Annotated in this window: 11 protein-coding genes; all 11 read right to left on the bottom strand. The window is 38.6% G+C overall.

The window, feature by feature from the left end:
- Positions 1 to 7: 7 nt before the first annotated feature.
- Positions 8 to 1,213: a glycosyltransferase family 4 protein gene (locus DDZ16_RS17535; RefSeq protein ID WP_109265793.1), complete on the bottom strand. Its 1,206-nt coding sequence runs from the start codon at positions 1,211 to 1,213 to the stop codon at positions 8 to 10.
- 188 nt (positions 1,214 to 1,401) lie between these two features.
- Complete coding sequence (locus tag DDZ16_RS17530; protein WP_109265792.1) at positions 1,402 to 2,346, bottom strand: hypothetical protein; 945 nt, start codon at positions 2,344 to 2,346, stop codon at positions 1,402 to 1,404.
- Between the two features lie 612 nt (positions 2,347 to 2,958).
- Positions 2,959 to 4,110: a sulfatase-like hydrolase/transferase gene (locus DDZ16_RS17520; RefSeq protein WP_109265790.1), complete on the bottom strand. Its 1,152-nt coding sequence runs from the start codon at positions 4,108 to 4,110 to the stop codon at positions 2,959 to 2,961.
- A complete protein-coding gene (locus DDZ16_RS17515; protein WP_262511945.1) occupies positions 4,103 to 5,389 on the bottom strand; it encodes an oligosaccharide flippase family protein in 1,287 nt (428 codons plus the stop codon). Before DDZ16_RS17515 ends, DDZ16_RS17520 begins: the two co-directional genes overlap by 8 nt.
- Before the next feature lie 689 nt (positions 5,390 to 6,078).
- A complete protein-coding gene (gene trkA / locus DDZ16_RS17510) occupies positions 6,079 to 7,419 on the bottom strand; it encodes a Trk system potassium transporter TrkA (protein ID WP_109265788.1) in 1,341 nt (446 codons plus the stop codon).
- Between the two features lie 577 nt (positions 7,420 to 7,996).
- Complete coding sequence (locus DDZ16_RS17505) at positions 7,997 to 10,117, bottom strand: ComEC/Rec2 family competence protein (RefSeq protein ID WP_109265787.1); 2,121 nt, start codon at positions 10,115 to 10,117, stop codon at positions 7,997 to 7,999.
- A 102-nt stretch (positions 10,118 to 10,219) separates the two neighbouring features.
- Entirely contained in the window at positions 10,220 to 11,422 is a 1,203-nt protein-coding gene (locus DDZ16_RS21155; RefSeq protein ID WP_394340329.1) for a sugar transferase, read from the bottom strand.
- A 213-nt stretch (positions 11,423 to 11,635) separates the two neighbouring features.
- A complete protein-coding gene (locus tag DDZ16_RS17495; protein WP_109265786.1) occupies positions 11,636 to 13,096 on the bottom strand; it encodes a class I adenylate-forming enzyme family protein in 1,461 nt (486 codons plus the stop codon).
- Positions 13,097 to 13,673: 577 nt separating this feature from the next.
- A complete protein-coding gene (gene nadE / locus DDZ16_RS17485; protein ID WP_109265843.1) occupies positions 13,674 to 14,672 on the bottom strand; it encodes an NAD(+) synthase in 999 nt (332 codons plus the stop codon).
- 4 nt (positions 14,673 to 14,676) lie between these two features.
- Complete coding sequence (gene asnB / locus DDZ16_RS17480; RefSeq protein ID WP_109265784.1) at positions 14,677 to 16,656, bottom strand: asparagine synthase (glutamine-hydrolyzing); 1,980 nt, start codon at positions 16,654 to 16,656, stop codon at positions 14,677 to 14,679.
- 3 nt (positions 16,657 to 16,659) lie between these two features.
- A complete protein-coding gene (locus tag DDZ16_RS17475) occupies positions 16,660 to 16,902 on the bottom strand; it encodes an acyl carrier protein (protein ID WP_109265783.1) in 243 nt (80 codons plus the stop codon).
- Between the last annotated feature and the right edge of the window lie 460 nt (positions 16,903 to 17,362).

Genomic DNA, 17,362 nt, shown 5'->3' with positions numbered 1-17,362 from the left:
TTATCGACTAAAAGATTATTGACTTAAATGTTAATGTCCCAGCACCAACTATATTGGGATCTTTCACCATTTTCCGGTTCAATATACCGGCATAGAAGCCAATATTATCATTTACAATTTTTTCTAACGCAAATTTTTCCTGAATATCTTTCAAGGCCTGACTGGCCAGCTTTGCTCCTTCGTCAGGGTTCTTTAATAAAAAAATGATTTTCCCGGCTAAATCATCAGGGTCATTGGGATCAGCCAGAATTCCATTACGTCCGGATTCAATTATTTCCCTCCCTGATGGGATATCACCTCCAATCAGGGGGACACCAACAGCCATTGCTTCAAGCCATGCAATGGGCAAAGCTTCTATTTTTGATGGCAACACACATATTTGCCCCTTACTTAAAACTTTAGGAATTTCAGAATGAGGAATTTCCCCCATAAAAAAAATTTTTGTTTTCAGGGAATCATCCATTAAACCTTTCAAAAACTGCATATAAGTCAGGGAGTTTCTTCTCATTGCAATATCACGTCCATAAATAAAAAGTCTGGCTTCAGGAACCTCTTCTATCACCCGGTGCATGGCTAGAATTAACTCCACAATTCCCTTTTTATCGTAAATTGAGCCAATAAAAACGAGTTTGGAGTTGGAAGTTCTGGAAGCAAGCGCCCCTTCTCTTTTAAAAGCCATAGTATCCACGGGGTTATACAGAACTTCAACCGGTCTTTTTAAATTCACATATTCTTTTGTGTATTGGGCAACAGTATAACTTACAGCACACAGATAGTCGGCCTTTTTTAGAGACATCATCTCTTTAAAGGCTTTCCATTTGGATACCTTTTTGCCAAATAAAATTGACAGATAATGATGTCCTCCATGCATTCTGATCACTTTCATATAATTGGTTTTACCGGAAAAAAAAGCCAAACCGTCTTCAGTTGTTTCAAGAATATCAATAGGCCTTTTTTCATTAATTTCTTTAATTTTTCGGTGCAAACAAATTGAATTGGGAATAAACTTTCCGGTAATCCACTTCGATTCTTTCAATCGATATACCTCAACTCCATTATCAATGATCTTTGAATCATTGGAAGCACCATCGGCCACTATCACTGATACTTCAATGCCATATTCCGTCATCTTTTTTCCAATGGTTCGGACAAAGGTTCCAACACCACCACTTTTCCATAAAGGATAATTATGAATATAATAACAGATATGCATATCCTGAGATCAACCAAAAAGAATTAATTACCTTAAGATCTTAGCAAAAAGTAAATTTCAACACATTTAAAAAGCTTGAAGACCGACTCAACAACTCATTGTAATATGCTGTTTTCAATACCATATGAATTATCTTACCTCTAACGATCAATAATAGTTTGAGCATAATCATAAAAGCTTAGACCATTTTAAAAAGACAAAACCCCATTAATGTCAATATATGGTGCCTTCGTAGCAATAACGCCACTTTTACCTTCCCTTGTCTGATTTCGAAAAAACACAAAGACACTTAGTAACAAAAACTGCTTTAATGACAATCGGTATTTGCCTGAAATAAGATCCACATATTTGGAAAGTAAAACCTCAAATTTCTTCTCATTTCGCTTTAAGATAAGAACATCATACATACTTTTGACCCTGCCTCTTTCAAAAAAATACTGCCAAACAGAGTTCACATTCAGGATTGGATCATAAAAAAGCCAGTAAAATTCGCTAACATGTTCCCAATCGAAAACCAGGAAACGGTCGCACCCATTATAAAGGCAATTATAGAAACAGAAATCACCATGAGAAAAACCTTTTGTCAATTCCCAATGATGGATGGAAACACTGTTGATAAGTTCATTTAACCATCGTCTTCCGGTATGCTCCTCCGATAAAATATGAGTAATCTCTTCTATTTCCTTTACCAACTCATCATGTGATGCATTTTGTTTTTTTCTAATTCCCTGAAAGGATGAAAGCCAGTCGAAGGATACATTTAAGTATTTCTCAATCGCTTTTAGAGATTTTTTTCGGAAAACTTTTCTAAGATCTTGACTGGCAACAAACCCCTGAACCCTAAAATACTCATCATCTATACATAATATTTCAAACGAAAACAAAAGAGAATCCATAAAAGCTTGGCTTCTCACTTGATTTTTCAAACTCATCATTACTGTGTTTTCCCGTTTCATCCGGGAAGCACTTGCTTCTTTATAAGTAGATATAACGTAATTAAGACGGTTGGATACAAACACATAAAAATGGACAGCATGACCAAAGTACCTATTATTATCGGCCATAACTGTTGATATTTCACAAATTGGATGCTTTCTTTGAATGTGCTTATTTAGTTCTTTGGAATAACTCATTCCCTTTTAATTGATAACCTTTTTACAAACCAGAATTCGGACCGGCCATTTTTTCTTCAGCCATTTAAAGATGCACTTGCTCTTTAGGATCAAATTAAGAAAGTTAATTCGCCTGGAGTTTGGGAACCAAATCTGAAGACTGTTCAGAAAAAAAGCTGAATCGCTGAGCAAAAACCCGTTTGCTTTGTGGCAGTATACAAAAAGTTGTTTTTCTATTTCCCACTCAGGTGATAGTGCTTGCAACTCATTTATTGGTAAGTAATATGTTTTTTTACCAGGAAAGGAGTAAATGCCCAATAAAGGTCTTATCAAAAAATCACTAAATAGGTCTGATTTTACATTCCAAACCAAAACCCGCTCCCCTTGAAACTTATCAAACACATCTTTTATTTCTAATTTGTTTCCATCATTCATCGAATACGGGAAATCACAAAAACACAAATCATAAAAACCATCATTTTTTGAAAAAAAATTGTTATACCCCGAATATTTTACTGTAAGACCTTTCAAAAATGTAAACTTTTTTTTCTCCCTTTTATCTGACAACCAAAGTATCTTGGTCTCTTTTTTCAGATCAAGCCAATAAATAATATCATTCAACATACCACTTGTTTAACTCCCTGCAAATTGTTTGAGCTGTTTCATTAATTTGTCTCTTATTTCGTCAAAGCCAGTTACAATGTTTTTTTTCTCATAAGGATCGTCTTTAAGATTGTACAACTGATCCTTAAAACCATTCTTTCTTAATGTTGAGACAAGTTTCCATTTATCCTTCCGGATAGAATACAGAAATGGCAAATGTTTTTTCCTGAGAATGGCACCGCAAGCCATCAGAAAAACAGGTTCTTCAATGAAAGGTGAGTTCCCGTTTAAAGACTCCACCAATGGAACTAAACTTTGCCCCGGCATCGAGTCTTCCTGATCAATTCTAAGAAGATCAAGTAATGTTGGGAACAGATCGATAGTAGAAGTCAGTTTTTTTACAGTGTGTTTTCTAAAATCATGAAACGGGGAGTATAGTATAAAAGGTACTCGAGTAAGTATGTCATAAACATGGAACCCATGTGCTTCACTGGAATCTATCCCTTCCAATGCTCCATCTATGTCGGCAACATAATGGCCATGATCTCCGACCATTAGTACTATGGTATTTGTTAAGTCAACCTTTGAAATTAGTTTTTCCAAATAGCCATCCAAACTTTCCAATGCACATTCATAAGCTGTTTTTGGACAGGAAGGTTGTTTCGATTCCCGCCACCGATTGTGTAAATTAAGAATATGGGTCCAATGAAACCAGTTTTTACCTTTTCTGATATCTAATCGATCCAGATTCTCAAACACTTGTTTCTGAATCTTCTCTGTTTGTTTAAAGCCCACACTCCATCGTCCAAACTTAATTTTCCATACAGGAGGCCGGTATACATAGTGGTCAAATCCACGCTCAAGGCCCGTTTCTTTGCTTAAGGGACCACTAACGAATGAAGAACACCTATAACCCTGGTTAGATAAGACCTCAGCCAAAGTTTTCACTTCAGGAGCTATTTTGTGGCCATAGGTTGAAATTACACCGTGAACTTTTGGAAATTGTCCGGTCATTATAGATGCAATGCTTGGAGTTGTTGAACTGGTGGTGGCAAACATATTATCAAACAACACCCCCTTTTTAATAAAACTGCTGAGAAAAGGGAGATTTAATCTTCCGGATAAAAGCTTATCAGTTCCAAGACAATCAATGGTAATTAGCAAAACATTGCATTTAGACATTTTTTATTCTATTAAAAATCAACAGTGTAAAAACAAATAACATAATTGCTGTGAATGACCATGAGATAGAAGCACCAACAACATCCATATGCTTAACCAATAAATACATGGAGCCTAACTTAAGAGGCATGACCAGAAGCCTGGAAAGGCTTTTTAACTCTGGACGTCCCACTGATGAAAAAAGCTTATTCATGAGCATTGTCAGACCAAAAAAGACACCTCCTGCCAGAAGGATGTTCGAGTACAGATAACTTTTGGCAAATTCATTTCCGTAAATCAACACAATCAATTTTTCGCCTACAAGTGCGAAAAGCCCCCAACCAATGCAATAAAGCAAAATGAAAAGACCAAAAGATTTAAATAGAGTTTTAATTCTGCTTTTTTTAGTTTCTCTTATCAATTTAGGAACGATGATAACACCTATTGAGGCTGCAACAAAGTCAAACATACTAATAATTGCCTCGGCAACAGAGTAAACGCCAAGTGCTTCAACCGAGATAAAGTTTGCAAGAATGAGTATGTCAAACTTAAAATTCAGTCTGTTAATCACTCCTCCTACAAACTCTCTCGCACCATACCACATCCCTATTTTTAGGGTTCTGAAATCAAAATTAAAAACTTTAAAGGAGACTTCGGAGCGTAACTGCCACCAGGCAAATACAGAGCTACAAAGGGTGGATATTAAAACAGCGACAATCACATACTCTACCGTGCAGATATCAAGAAAGACCCCAACCAGCAGTACTACTACATATATAAAAGCTGATATCAGAATAACCAGGTTGTAATCGGTGAATCTTTCCAACCCTCTCAAAAAGGCTAATGCATGAACTTTGAATGAGGCAAAAAAAAGTTGCAATAATGAAATATAGACTACAAATTCGGTTATTCCCCGGTAATACCTTGGTTTTATCCAAGTCATAAAGGCTACAGCAATTACAAGTACTATTGAAGCAGTAAGAAACCAAACTAAAATGGTATTGGTATAAAGAATACTGCCATTGTTTTTTTGGTTGATCTTTTTGTTGAGGTAATAGGTATTGGCCATTGGTAAGCCAAAATCCAGAAATCCGATAAGCCCTAAAAATGACAGCGCCACTGCCACTTGCCCTTTTCCTTCAGCTCCTAAAGTTCTGGCCACAATAATTCCGCCTGCTAAATGCAATATATAGCCCAGAATTTTAGTGGAAAAAACCTTATAAAAAACAAGTATAAAAGGGTTCGATAATAGATTGCTTCTTAAATAAGAAATCCTGTTGATTATATCTTTATACAACACATTCTCTATTATACATTGACATCCATAAATGCATGGCAAGTGAGAAAAAATTTATTTAGAAAAGCCAAGGGAACATTATTCCGGGTAGCAGTTTGGGCACAAAATATTCCCTGTAAAAAAGAAAGTTAAAGAGAAAAAAGAACAGTTTTATTTAAGTATTAATAAAGCTCCGCTCTTTCAGTCCCAGACTTAAGGAACCAATCAAATAGAAGAGGAAGTCTCGAATTAGAAGTTCCTTTAAATTACAACATAGTTTAAGCATTGACCAGTCTTTTTACACTAATTTGTACGAAGTTTTTAGTAATGGAGTCTTTTAGTAAACAAAGGTTTATATAGCTATAGAAAGCAGGCGGAGGCAGCAGAACTTTTAACTCAAAGCCACAATTGGCAGAATATTTAATTTTCAAAAATTCACTGCATTACACTCAACCTCATTTCACGCAATTAAGGGAAGATAATGAAAACAAAAAGGAAAAAACAGGACATTACCGGCCTTTGGAAATAACATCATAGTCATTAATATTTTAAGCAGACTCTGACAGCCAAACAGTTTTTATCCATTCGGGGCTCATTCCTCTAATTGAAATTTGAGCAATTAGAGTCAAACAGGCAACAAAAACCTTTTAAACACTGACAGTATATAAATTAGCCCCAACACCAGATACTTCAATACAATTTCGAGATTCTATTTATGAGAACATCTTCTCAACCTTCTTCAGACCGGAAGGCAAAGCAAAAACCACAACCTTATCACCAGGCTGAATACGGGTTTCACCATTGGCGATAAAAACTTTATCGCCTCTTGTTACCCCTCCAACATTCATATCCTTTGGTAAGTCGACCTTTTTCAAGGGGCCCCGTGTTATTTTCGAATTTGGCTGAGCTGTTAGTTCCAGAACCTCTGCATCGGTAGCAGTCAAACATTTCACATGCGAAACGCTGGCTTTCATAGTATAACGGTAAATATAACTGGCAGCTATCAGCTTTTTATTGATAAGGGTTCCAATCCCAATATTTTCGGCCAGATCGATGTAATCCATATTTTCGACCTCCGCAACAGTCTTTCTAACGCCCATCTTTTTGGCCATCTGGCAGGCGAGAATATTGACTTCCGAATTATCGGTAACCGCCACAAACGCATCTGTTTTGTGAATACCTTCTTCTTTCAGAAGTTCCAAACTGCGGCCATCCCCGCTAACAACCTGAGTGTTTTCAAGAAAATCGGCAAGTTTCAAAGTCTTTTCGCGGTTGAGCTCAATCAGTTTGATCTTATATCTGTGTTCAAGCTCCTTGGCTACTTTTTTCCCGATTCGGCTCCCACCCAGTATCATGACATTGTGTATCTCAAATTGCTGTTTGCCGGCATCGGAAAGAACCTGGGGTATTCCCGGTCGCGTGGTAATAACGTAGGCCAAATCTCCGTGGCGGAATCGGTTGTCCCCTCTCGGAATGATGGTTTTGCCATCGCGATAAATGGCAACGGTATAGTAGTCATTTACCTCATGTAGGTTTGATGCTTCAGACAAGGAAAGATTGGCAATAGGGGCATTGTCCCTTATTTTAAGTGCAAGAAGCAACAACCGTCCATCCGAAAATTCAAAAAGTTGTCTGGTACCCACTTGTTTGAGAGAAGCAATAATTTCCTGAGATCCTAAATGCTCAGGATAAACCATCTCATCAACACCAAGCTGTTTAAAATATTCTTTATTAGCCGGAACCAGATATTCAAAATTATTGATACGGGCAATGGTTGTTTTGGCTCCTAATTTCTTGGCCAGCATGGCGGATAATATGCTGACCTCTTCATAAGGAGGCACTGCTATAAACAAATCAGCAGACTTTACTTTAGCCTCAACCAAATCACGTATAGACGTAACGGATCCCTTGATTGGCATAACATCCAACAAGCGACTAAGTCTTCGCAGCTTAACCTCGTCTTCATCAAGCAATGTAACGTCATGGTCAGCATTTGAAAAAAGCCTGGCCAAATGTGTTCCAACTTCCCCTGCTCCGGCAATCAGAATATTCATCAGTATAAAATTTGTCTATGTTATTGGTCTTATGTAACTCGCATGATGACAGTCATCTTTATCCTGTCGAGACATCTGTTATCGTGCTCATTTCATCTGAACAAATTTTCCTTTAAAGGTACAATAAAAACCTGGTATACTTAATTCTAACATTTAAGATCAGTCAGAAAAAAATAAATTTCAAAACCTTAAAACAATAAAATATTAAAGCCCGAAAATTCCGGGAACAAATTAAAAGATAATAAATGAACTTTGGAAGGATAATGTATCAGAATTACTACCTCAATAGATCGTTAGATTTTTTGATATTAGAGGTAAGATAATTCGTATCATGCTAAAATTATACATATTAACACAAAAGAGAGCACTCTTTTAATCAATTGATTACAAATCTATTGTACCGGATATTTTTCTTGTGTATTTGTTATCACGTGTCTGGACAGAAAGACCCGGATGCAAAGCCTGCCCCGATTTTTCTTCGGGGGCTTGTGAAGCCGCCAAAAGCGGAGGCCCGATGCTTCGGGATGAGTTTTTAACGGCAAGCGTAACGACGCACAAGGTACTTTATGGACAGATTCTAATTAAAGAATGTATCAAGAGAAAGCGGAACGGCCAATGACACATAAGCCCCTGATTGGGATACATCATAGATTTCAACACCTGAGGATTTTAAAGTGGATAGCCGGCGTCCTTTACTCCAGGGCGGACAAGCATCGGTAAGAATAACCGTTGGTTTCCCTATAGTATTAAGAAATTTCTTTATGTCTCCTTTGAGGTCACCAAGTATAATAACTCCCAAAATCTTATTCTTTACCGAAGATTTTATTTTTATATGGTCGACATCTACATCTCCAACTCCCAGATAATATCCTCCCAAAGCATAAAAAGAACTTACCTGAGAGCCTCCATCGGAAGAATGAAACAATTTTTGCCTCTGCATATTAATGGAATAACGGGAAAAGAAGCCACTACAAATAAAATTCATCTGTCTTTCGGTTGTCTCATCATCAGAGAATAAAGATGCTTGCCCCGAAACAATACATCCAATCAAAGGTTTCCTTCCCGAATCGAAGACGACAAATGCATCGGTATTGCGTTTGCCCCAGTATTCTATATTTAAAATCAACAAAATAAGTAAGAGCCCTGCCAAACAACTTTTCAAAAATAGTCTGATTTTAAAGTTATGCCACATCGTCAATGATGTCAAAACAAGGTAAAAAAGGAACATGGTTGCACCACTTAGCCAAATCCCCTGTAAATAAGCAGCCGGAAGGCTATTCAGCCATTTTACAACCTCAATCATAAATCTCAGCAGTTCGTTTAAAACTCCGGCAAAAACTGAGGCTAGAAACGATTGAGAAGAGGCAAAAACTAAAAGCTTTGCCAGTATTAAAACTGGTGCTACAAGAGGCAATATAAATAGGTTGGATAGTAAGAACCAGCTGGGAAATGCGCGAAAAAGAAATAAGGAAAGAGGAAATGTTCCCAGTTGAGCTGAAAGTGAAACTGCAACAAGATCTCCCAGGCTTCGGATGAAAACATTCTTCCCTGCATACAACTTACTAAAAAGCGGATAAAAAGTAACAATGCCGGCAACAGCCATGTGACTCAACCAAAAGCCCGGATGAAAAAGAGCCATGGGCTGAATAAGCAAAATAATAAAAGCTGAAAGTCCTAGTAGATTGTAGATATTTCCAGGTCTTTGAGCATATATCCCAATTTGAATTACGGACAACATTACTACTGCTCTAAAAACTGATGGTGCTCCTCCGGTAAGAATGGCATAAAACACCAAAACTAAAATCACAAATATAACCTTCAATATACTTCTCCTTGACAAAAAAAGAGAGAGGAACCAGTTTACAAAAACGAAAATTATCCCTACATGCAACCCCGAAACGGCCAGAACATGTATTGCGCCGGAATGAATGAACCAACTTTTCACCTCATCATCCAACACCTGCCGCATACCCAAGGTCAAAGCAGAAAGAACCTGCAACTCTTCATCTGCGATACCATTTTCCCGATATATATCATAAACCTTGTTTCGCGTTCTTTTTATGGCCCCCATAATACCGGCCATTCCAGTTTTTTCAACCACCTGGAAATCTTCTGCCAAAACAAATCCAGTTGCTGAAATACCTTGCCGGAAAAGATATTTCCCATAATCAAATGATTCGGGATTGGTATTGTCTGAATGCCCCGACAGATTTGTTCTAAAAGATACAATATTGCCAGGTGAAGCAGGTATGACAAGAAAGCTGTCCTTTGGTTCAACAATGATTTGCCATAACTCATCATTTCCGCATCGAAACTGAGACCGGGTGCTGTATTTTAAAGGATCAACCACAAAAATATAATAGCCCGATAATGAAATATCTCCTTCCACAACCCTGGCTTTTGCCGTTATTTCACATTCACCATCAAACCTGCGAACTCCGGAGGACAACGTTATTGCAATGCCTGTCAGCAGCAGAAAAAAGAAAAAGAAGCATCCTGCCAGCCAGCGAAAAGTATATTTCTGAAAGACAAACGGAACTAAAAGTGTCAGCAGCAAGAAAACAGCAACAACTCCAAAGATAATCAAAGCCGTTTGCAAATCCGCTTTTTCAAGTTTTTCAGCAAGAAATATCCCCATCCCAAGAGCCAGGGAAAATCGCACAAACGGAATACTTTTGATAAGTTGCTTTAAGGACATAAAAAAAGTTTTGCATTACAGTTATTTCTATAGGGAATCCCCCTGAATATGTAATGCAAAACCCTTTGATTTTAAAGATAGTCATTATTATTAAACCACCAACTAAGAACTTTTTATTTTTCCTGTAAATATATTGTAAAGAGCCAAAAATAAATACTTGACATCTGTCCAGTAAGGATGTTTCATCTTCTCAGAGAGATAAATCCTTTCAGCTTCAATATTTCCCTCAGAGTCCGGCATCAATAATGCAACATAAGGAGGAATACATCCGGGTTTAAATCTTATTCTTTGAACTCTGATTTCTTCAGGCAGCTCATTAAATCTGGTTCTACTCAATGGCCGAACACCAACAATGTTCAATTCACCTTTCAAAACATTCAGCAATTGAGGTAATTCATCCAGCCAATATTTCCTATAAAATTTACCCCAGGTTGCAACCCGGAAATCATTTGCAGGTTTTCCGGTTTCATTGTATCCGTTCAATTTTGTAATATACTCCTGCAGAAATTCAGCAAAAGGGTGCATTGTCCGGAGTTTATACACTTTTATCATGTCTCCGTTTTTCCCCACTCTGTTCATTGGAAACAGAGGCCCAAAGCTGGGTTTTTGACCATAAACAGGCTCACTGGTCTTCATTACCGAGAAATACAATAAGCCATCAATCTCTTTGTATTCAATTATTTCAAACCCGCAACTTACTATTCGCCCCAGAGTCTCTCCCATGGTTAAAAAGCGATATTTGCCTTTGGTCAAAAAGAAGTAAATCTTCTGAACATAGCGGATCTTCGGCATTACTCTGTGAAAGACAAAAACAAAGAACCATATAAAAGTAAAAAGAAAAGGGATTTTGGTCTGTCTTCTAAGCCGGCTTCCGGCAAGTTTTATTGGCTCTACACAACCCAGGAAAAATCCGGCATCGGGCATTTTCTCATTTACCTTCATGAGAAACTTATTAATATACCGGACATTATTGATGGGTTTCAGATTAATAATAGAACGTGTATCATCAGATACATGTTCCTCAATCCCCTCACGTGTGTTTGTATCAATCACGCTCACGTTTTGACGCTCAGGAACAACATGCCCAACAAAGAATTCATATACATCCAGACTGACATTCCTTAGTAGAGCTTCTTTCTTTTTATCTACTCTGGGTTTTACAAAGGGGGGGCGAATAGACAACTTTTCCGGCAGTTTATGCTCGGTAAAAACCTGTGATATTAATTCAGGATGCTTCATAGCCCTTGATAATTTAATTAATGCTTTAACTTCATCATTCATTTGTTCTTCCTTTCCCCTTGTCATTCCTTTTAAAACCTACCAACAATATACACCTCAGGCTCCCAGATTGTCCAGAGCCCTTACACCAACGGCTGGAAATGTTTGACAGAACACCGATTCATTACATCCGCTCACATCAATATTTCAGGTACTCGAATACTCATTTATTAATTTTGTCAAAAATTAATTTTATAGTCCGGATTTGAGGAATGGTTGTTTTTTGATGATGGACGAACTTTACAAAGTTCCTTTAACTTTTTTGCCGGTGGAACTTATATCCATATTATCTTTGAAAACCACTTCTCCCGGCACTTTATAGGAAGCAAGTTTTTCAGCACAGGCAGCTCTCACATCTTCTGATGACAGATCAACCTGAGGTGTTTTTACAACCACAGCGCGCAGGGCTTCTCCCAATACAGCATGTGGCACACCTTCAACGGTGCAATCTATGACACCGTGAATGCCAACAATAACCTCTTCAATCTCCTTAGGACCAACTCTTTTGCCCCCAACTTTGATCATTTCTTTCTTTCGGGCGCTCAGAAAAATAAAGCCATCCTCATCCACTGTTCCCAGGTCTCCTGTATGCAGCCATTCATCTTTAATAGCATTATTGGTTGATTCCGGATCCCTGAAGTATCCTTTCATGATGTTTTTACCTTTTGCAATAATCTCCCCTACCTGCCCGGGCTTAACCAAATGCTCATTTTCATCGACTACCTTAAGTTCCACATCCGGTATTCCTTTCCCTATTGAGCCCAATTTATCAGTCAATCGTTCCGGAGGTAAATAAGATAGTCTTGCTGTTGCCTCCGTCTGCCCATACATCACAAAAAATTTAACTTCGGGAAAAAGTTCGATGAATTCTGCAATAAAGGCTTTATGGAGCTTCCCTCCTGCCTGGGTAACATATCTCAAATCCGGGAAATGCCCATTTCGAAACGAATCTGATTTTCTTAATAAAATTTGAAAATGACTTGGCACACCTGCAAAACCGGTGCACCGATAATTCTTCAGATCACGAAGAACACTTCCCAGAAACATAAAACTGTTGTTTAAGACCAAAGTGCCCCCTACCCTTAAATGGGTATGCAACAACGAAAGCCCGTAACAATAAAAAAAAGGCAAAACCACCAACATGGTATCATTTTGCTTAAGGTGAAGATACCCTAAAATAGAATTAGTATTGGCTACCAGATTTCCATGAGTAATCATCACCCCTTTGGGAACTGCAGTAGATCCGCTGGTGAAAATAATCTCTGCAAGGTGATCGTCTTCCAGATCAGGACCTTTTTCGTAATTTTTTTCGTCATAAAGCTCCGGCACAGAATCCACCTTTATTTCATCACTTATTTCAATCTCAGGATTCAGTCGGCGAAGCACAGATGAATGAATAAATGCATGAGAAGCAGATGTCTTTTCTTTAATAAAATCCAGATTGGAAGGCTCAATTGCTGAATTAAGAGGAACAACCACGCAGCCAGCCTTTATAATGGAAAGATAAATTTTAACAAAGAAATTGTTGTTTGGTGATATCAGTAACAGCACTGTACCTTGCGGGAATGTTTCCCGAATCCAGCTGGCCAGTTTATTAACCTCCGTGGCCATTTCTTTGTAGCTGCACCTTTCCTTCGCAGAAACGATCAAATCTTTTTCCAGCCCGGCGGTATCCTGAAAGAAATAATCAATTGCATTCATCAGTATAAAATTTGATTTTTAAGGCCTGTTCAATAGACCTTTAGAATTTTAGATACAAGATTTAAGGCGAATCATACAATACTAACAACCAAAACTTTAAAGCAACAATGAATGTAATCCCCAAAGATTGATTTATCGTCTTTTGCAATCCCGAACCATCGGGATAACGGAGTATGGCTAATGGAACTCGCATAAAAAACCATACCTGTTCTTTTGAAAAAATAGCTACCTGGCTCACGTCTTTGAAAAAGGGTGTTATGGATGTAGCAAGGAATAGAGTCAATTCTGACAAGCACATCCTGTTTTACCAGACAGTTTTTTGGAGTAGTTCATAAATTGGTGCTGAGAAGTCAAAAATTCCTCCTCCCTCCAGCTCCCCTGTTTAGAGAACGTCTATAAACTCTCCAAAATTAATTGAGTGCGCATGTGTTTATTTAGAAAGTGCCAGTTGCAAAGCCTGCCCCGATTATTCTTCGGGGGCTTGCGAAGCCGCCAAAAACAGAGTTCCGATGCTTCGGGATGAGTAATTTTCGGGCAAGCGTAAGGAAGCAAATGGTACTTTTTAGACAAACACTATTTAAGGTTTCCAAAAGTCATAATCATGTAAAGGAGCACTTCTCAGGTAATCAGTGGTTTTTATTTTCCTTTCAAAGTTGGCAAAATTATTCAGCACCTCCTCTTCCTTCATTCCCATAACCGTTGCAACTTCAGCCGGATTGTAACCATTTTCCCAACCAAACCAGAGTAAATCCATTCTCTCGAAAGGCATCTGGTAAAAAAATTCTTCCTGAGTTTGTTCGGCTGTATAGGTGTCTGTTGTAGGTGTTCTTTCAATAATCTCCTGCGGAACCCCTAAGTATTCAGCCAACTGATACACCTGGGTTTTATACAAGCTCCCGATGGGCATTACGTCGGCGCCACCGTCGCCAAATTTCACGAAAAAGCCTTGTTTTACCTCATGCTTATTGGGCGTTCCTATTACCGAAAAATGGTTAGCTTCAGCCTGATAATAGAGCATCGACATCCGGCTCCGTTGTTTAAAGTTGGAAGCAGCCACTATTTGCAGATAAGCATCGGGTGGTAATCTTTTCGAAACTTCCTCCCCATTCTCAAAAATAACTGTCACATAAAAAACCGGTGGCAATTTTTTTTCAAGAATATCTTTAGGGATAACGATTTTCATCTTGTCAGTTTCCGGGTTAAATTCCGGAATAACCCGTTTAACAGCCTCATCACGCCTTTGATAACATCCAAATCCATCAAGTGCATGGCTGATATTTTCCTCAACAGTCTTAACCCCGAATTTTTCAGCCAAATCCAACGCCAGGGATTTACTGTCAGGATTCGAGTCATGTTCGGGCAACATAACTCCCAATACCTTTTCGTGACCAAATGCTTTGGCAGCAATCGCCAGGGTTACTGAAGAGTCAATTCCGCCGCTTATGCCAACAACTCCTCCCCTTCGACGAAATCTTTGAAAAACATCAGCACGTAACTTCTCGCATATCTGATTAAGTAACTCTTCCGGGTTTTTGATCTCTAGTATTTCTTTGGAAAATTCTTTTTTGTTTGCCATAAGTTCAGGTATTTTTTTCAATTGTATTTCTTGATTCTGAAGCAATAATCTCATTCGGTTTCAATGGCGAAAAATCGGACACAAACTGCTGCCACAAAAGATGCGTGGAGAGTACGGCAACCAATCCCATCTGATCGACCTCTGAATAAGATGATCCTTTCATCAGTTTTGTCATTAAAACAGAGACACTTTTGGGGTCAAAAACCCCGGCGGACCTCGTAAAATCTTCTGACAACAAGTTGCCGACATACCCGGACTGAGTTTCATTCAGGAAAGGTGCTGCCAGTGGTGCCCTGTAAGCTTGTTTAGAACGGTTTACAACCTCAAGGGGCAATCTGTCTGCAAACTGTTTTTTCAATAAAAACTTTTCATTCAACCCTTTCAATTTAAAGTCATCGGGTAATGAATTACAAAACTCCATGACCCGGTGATCTAAAAACGGATATCGACCTTCCACGCTGTTTCCCATTGCCATGCGGTCACCCTGTGAGGAAAGCAGATAACCTGACATAAAAATCCCTGTTTCCAGATATTGAGCCTTTGCAAGATCACTTTTATTTGCCATAATCGGGCCGAGCTCTTTTTCAAGGCTATCGACAAAAGATTGCCCGTTGGCCAATTGTGGAAGCATCAATTTCCGGATTTTGGAAGTATTATTCCATCTCAGCAAATGAGAGTACAAACCGGAATCAACATCCTGAAGCCGGTATCCAAAAAACAACTTTAATGCTGAAGGAGACATTTTTTTTAACTGCGACAAGTATGGATACAGTTTGCTTAACAAAAGTGGTCTCAACCTGGAAGAGGGCTGTCGGCTCCAGAACCGGCGGATTGCCGCTTCTTTAAAAATATTATAGCCCCCCAGCATTTCATCAGCCCCTTCTCCCGTCATAACAACCTTAATATTATTCTCACGGACCAATCCGGAAAGCAAAAGCATAGGCAACGGAGCAGTCCTTAGTAAAGGCATTTCTGTATGCCAAACAGTCCGGGGAAAATGTTTTTCGATATCTTCCTGCTTACAGAAAGTTTGATGATGGCGGGTTTTGAGCAGTTCAACCATTTTATTCTGATAATCACCCTCATCAAACTCCTTGTCCGAAAATCCAATTGAAAAAGTCTGTAACAATCCTTCGGGACTGTTTTTTCTTATCAATGAAGCTATAACTGATGAATCCAGCCCTCCGCTGAGATAGGATCCAACGGGCACATCAGCCCTCAACCGAAGTTTCACCGCATCGGTCAAAAGGTACTCAAGATGCTCTCCGGCCTCATCAAAACTACCTTTAAATCCTTCGCCTATGTCCGGGAATGTCTGATCCCAATACTTCTTCAATCTGGCATTCCCTTTTTCAAAATAAAGATAATGCCCGGGAGGTAATTCATTCACCCCTGAAAATGAAGTCTTAGGTGTAAGGGTAGTCCAAAAGGTAAAGACTTGCTGAAGGGAAACCGGATCAAGCTCCCGTTTTATGCCGGGAAACTCAAAAATAGCTTTTATCTCAGATCCAAAAACCAGGCAATCATTTTGAAGGGAATAAAACAGGGGGCGAATCCCCACTCTGTCTCTCGCAAGGAATAAACTTTCCTTTTGCATATCCCAAATGGCAAATGCGAATTGGCCATTGAGCATTGGAAGACAATCAGCCCCGTATTCGCGGTATGCCAACAAAAGCACCTCGGTATCACTGTGCGTTTTAAAGTGACAGCCCCGCTTCTCCAAATCTGCTCTCAATTCCTGATAATTGAATATTTCTCCATTAAAGGTAATCCAATATCGCCCGGTATCGTCACATAAAGGTTGCTGACCTGTTGACAAATCAATTATACTGAGCCGCACACTTCCCAGGCCAACGCCCGTTGAAACAAAGTTACCTGCCTCATCCGGCCCCCGGTGTCTAATACGGGTCAACATCTTGTCCAACACAAATCTGGCTTCCTCATTACTGGTCATATGACCTGAAAATCCAACGATACCACACATAAGCTATCCTTTCTTTCTTGTCACAAAATTTTCAATAGCAACCAAATTCTGAAAGTTATCCTCCATCAAATCTGTATCTTCCGTCTTCACTCCATATTTCTCCTCGAGAAACGAAATCAGGTTTAACAACCCCATGGAGTCAAAGATCCCTTCCTCAAAAAGCATTGTTTCATCTTTAATGATTTTGGGATCTGTAAAAGATGTTTCTGCAATAAAACCTTTGATCTCTTCTTTCATAGATGACATAAATAATGTTTTAAAATTGACTACAACTATTAAGACACAAGTTAAAGGGAGCTGATGTGAATAGCCACCAATATTTGTCAGGTTGCAGGATTATTTACATGAAATGGTTCTAAATAGTGATAATGGAAATTATTTTACTCCGAACTTTTGACTCCCTAACCCGCATTATTCATAAATAATCTATTCCGATGTCCAACTATCGGCAAAATACAAACGTCATCAAAAAAATGGATTTGAAAATAATCCATAATTTTCTGCATCTATTTTATTTGCGGTTGATTGTATCTCTTGATCTTTGAACATCTCATTGCAATAATTCAGGAATAAAGCAGGTCACTATCATCCGAGAGTTTTTTGAAATTGAGAAGAAAATTGCTGCATCCCTTTATCCATAGAGGGATAATTGCTCGTTTTGAGAAAAAAAGTCGGATGACAGTGGTATTTTCATTTGCTTGCTCTG

The organism is Marinilabilia rubra (assembly GCF_003121985.1).
Lineage (GTDB): Bacteria > Bacteroidota > Bacteroidia > Bacteroidales > Marinilabiliaceae > Marinilabilia > Marinilabilia rubra.
The sequence above is the reverse complement of the archived record's forward strand: the minus strand, read 5'-3'. Positions and strand labels throughout refer to the sequence as shown.

Excerpts from the sequence above, each read along its gene's own strand:
- DDZ16_RS17530 (WP_109265792.1), bottom strand. The coding sequence starts at position 2,346 with ATGAGTTATTCCAAAGAACTAAATAAGCACATTCAAAGAAAGCATCCA.
- DDZ16_RS17495 (WP_109265786.1), bottom strand. The coding sequence starts at position 13,096 with ATGAATGCAATTGATTATTTCTTTCAGGATACCGCCGGGCTGGAAAAA.
- asnB (WP_109265784.1), bottom strand. The coding sequence starts at position 16,656 with ATGTGTGGTATCGTTGGATTTTCAGGTCATATGACCAGTAATGAGGAA.
- DDZ16_RS17475 (WP_109265783.1), bottom strand. The coding sequence starts at position 16,902 with ATGTCATCTATGAAAGAAGAGATCAAAGGTTTTATTGCAGAAACATCT.
- DDZ16_RS21155 (WP_394340329.1), bottom strand. The coding sequence starts at position 11,422 with ATGACAAGGGGAAAGGAAGAACAAATGAATGATGAAGTTAAAGCATTA.
- trkA (WP_109265788.1), bottom strand. The coding sequence starts at position 7,419 with ATGAATATTCTGATTGCCGGAGCAGGGGAAGTTGGAACACATTTGGCC.
- nadE (WP_109265843.1), bottom strand. The coding sequence starts at position 14,672 with ATGGCAAACAAAAAAGAATTTTCCAAAGAAATACTAGAGATCAAAAAC.
- DDZ16_RS17505 (WP_109265787.1), bottom strand. The coding sequence starts at position 10,117 with ATGTCCTTAAAGCAACTTATCAAAAGTATTCCGTTTGTGCGATTTTCC.
- DDZ16_RS17535 (WP_109265793.1), bottom strand. The coding sequence starts at position 1,213 with ATGCATATCTGTTATTATATTCATAATTATCCTTTATGGAAAAGTGGT.
- DDZ16_RS17520 (WP_109265790.1), bottom strand. The coding sequence starts at position 4,110 with ATGTCTAAATGCAATGTTTTGCTAATTACCATTGATTGTCTTGGAACT.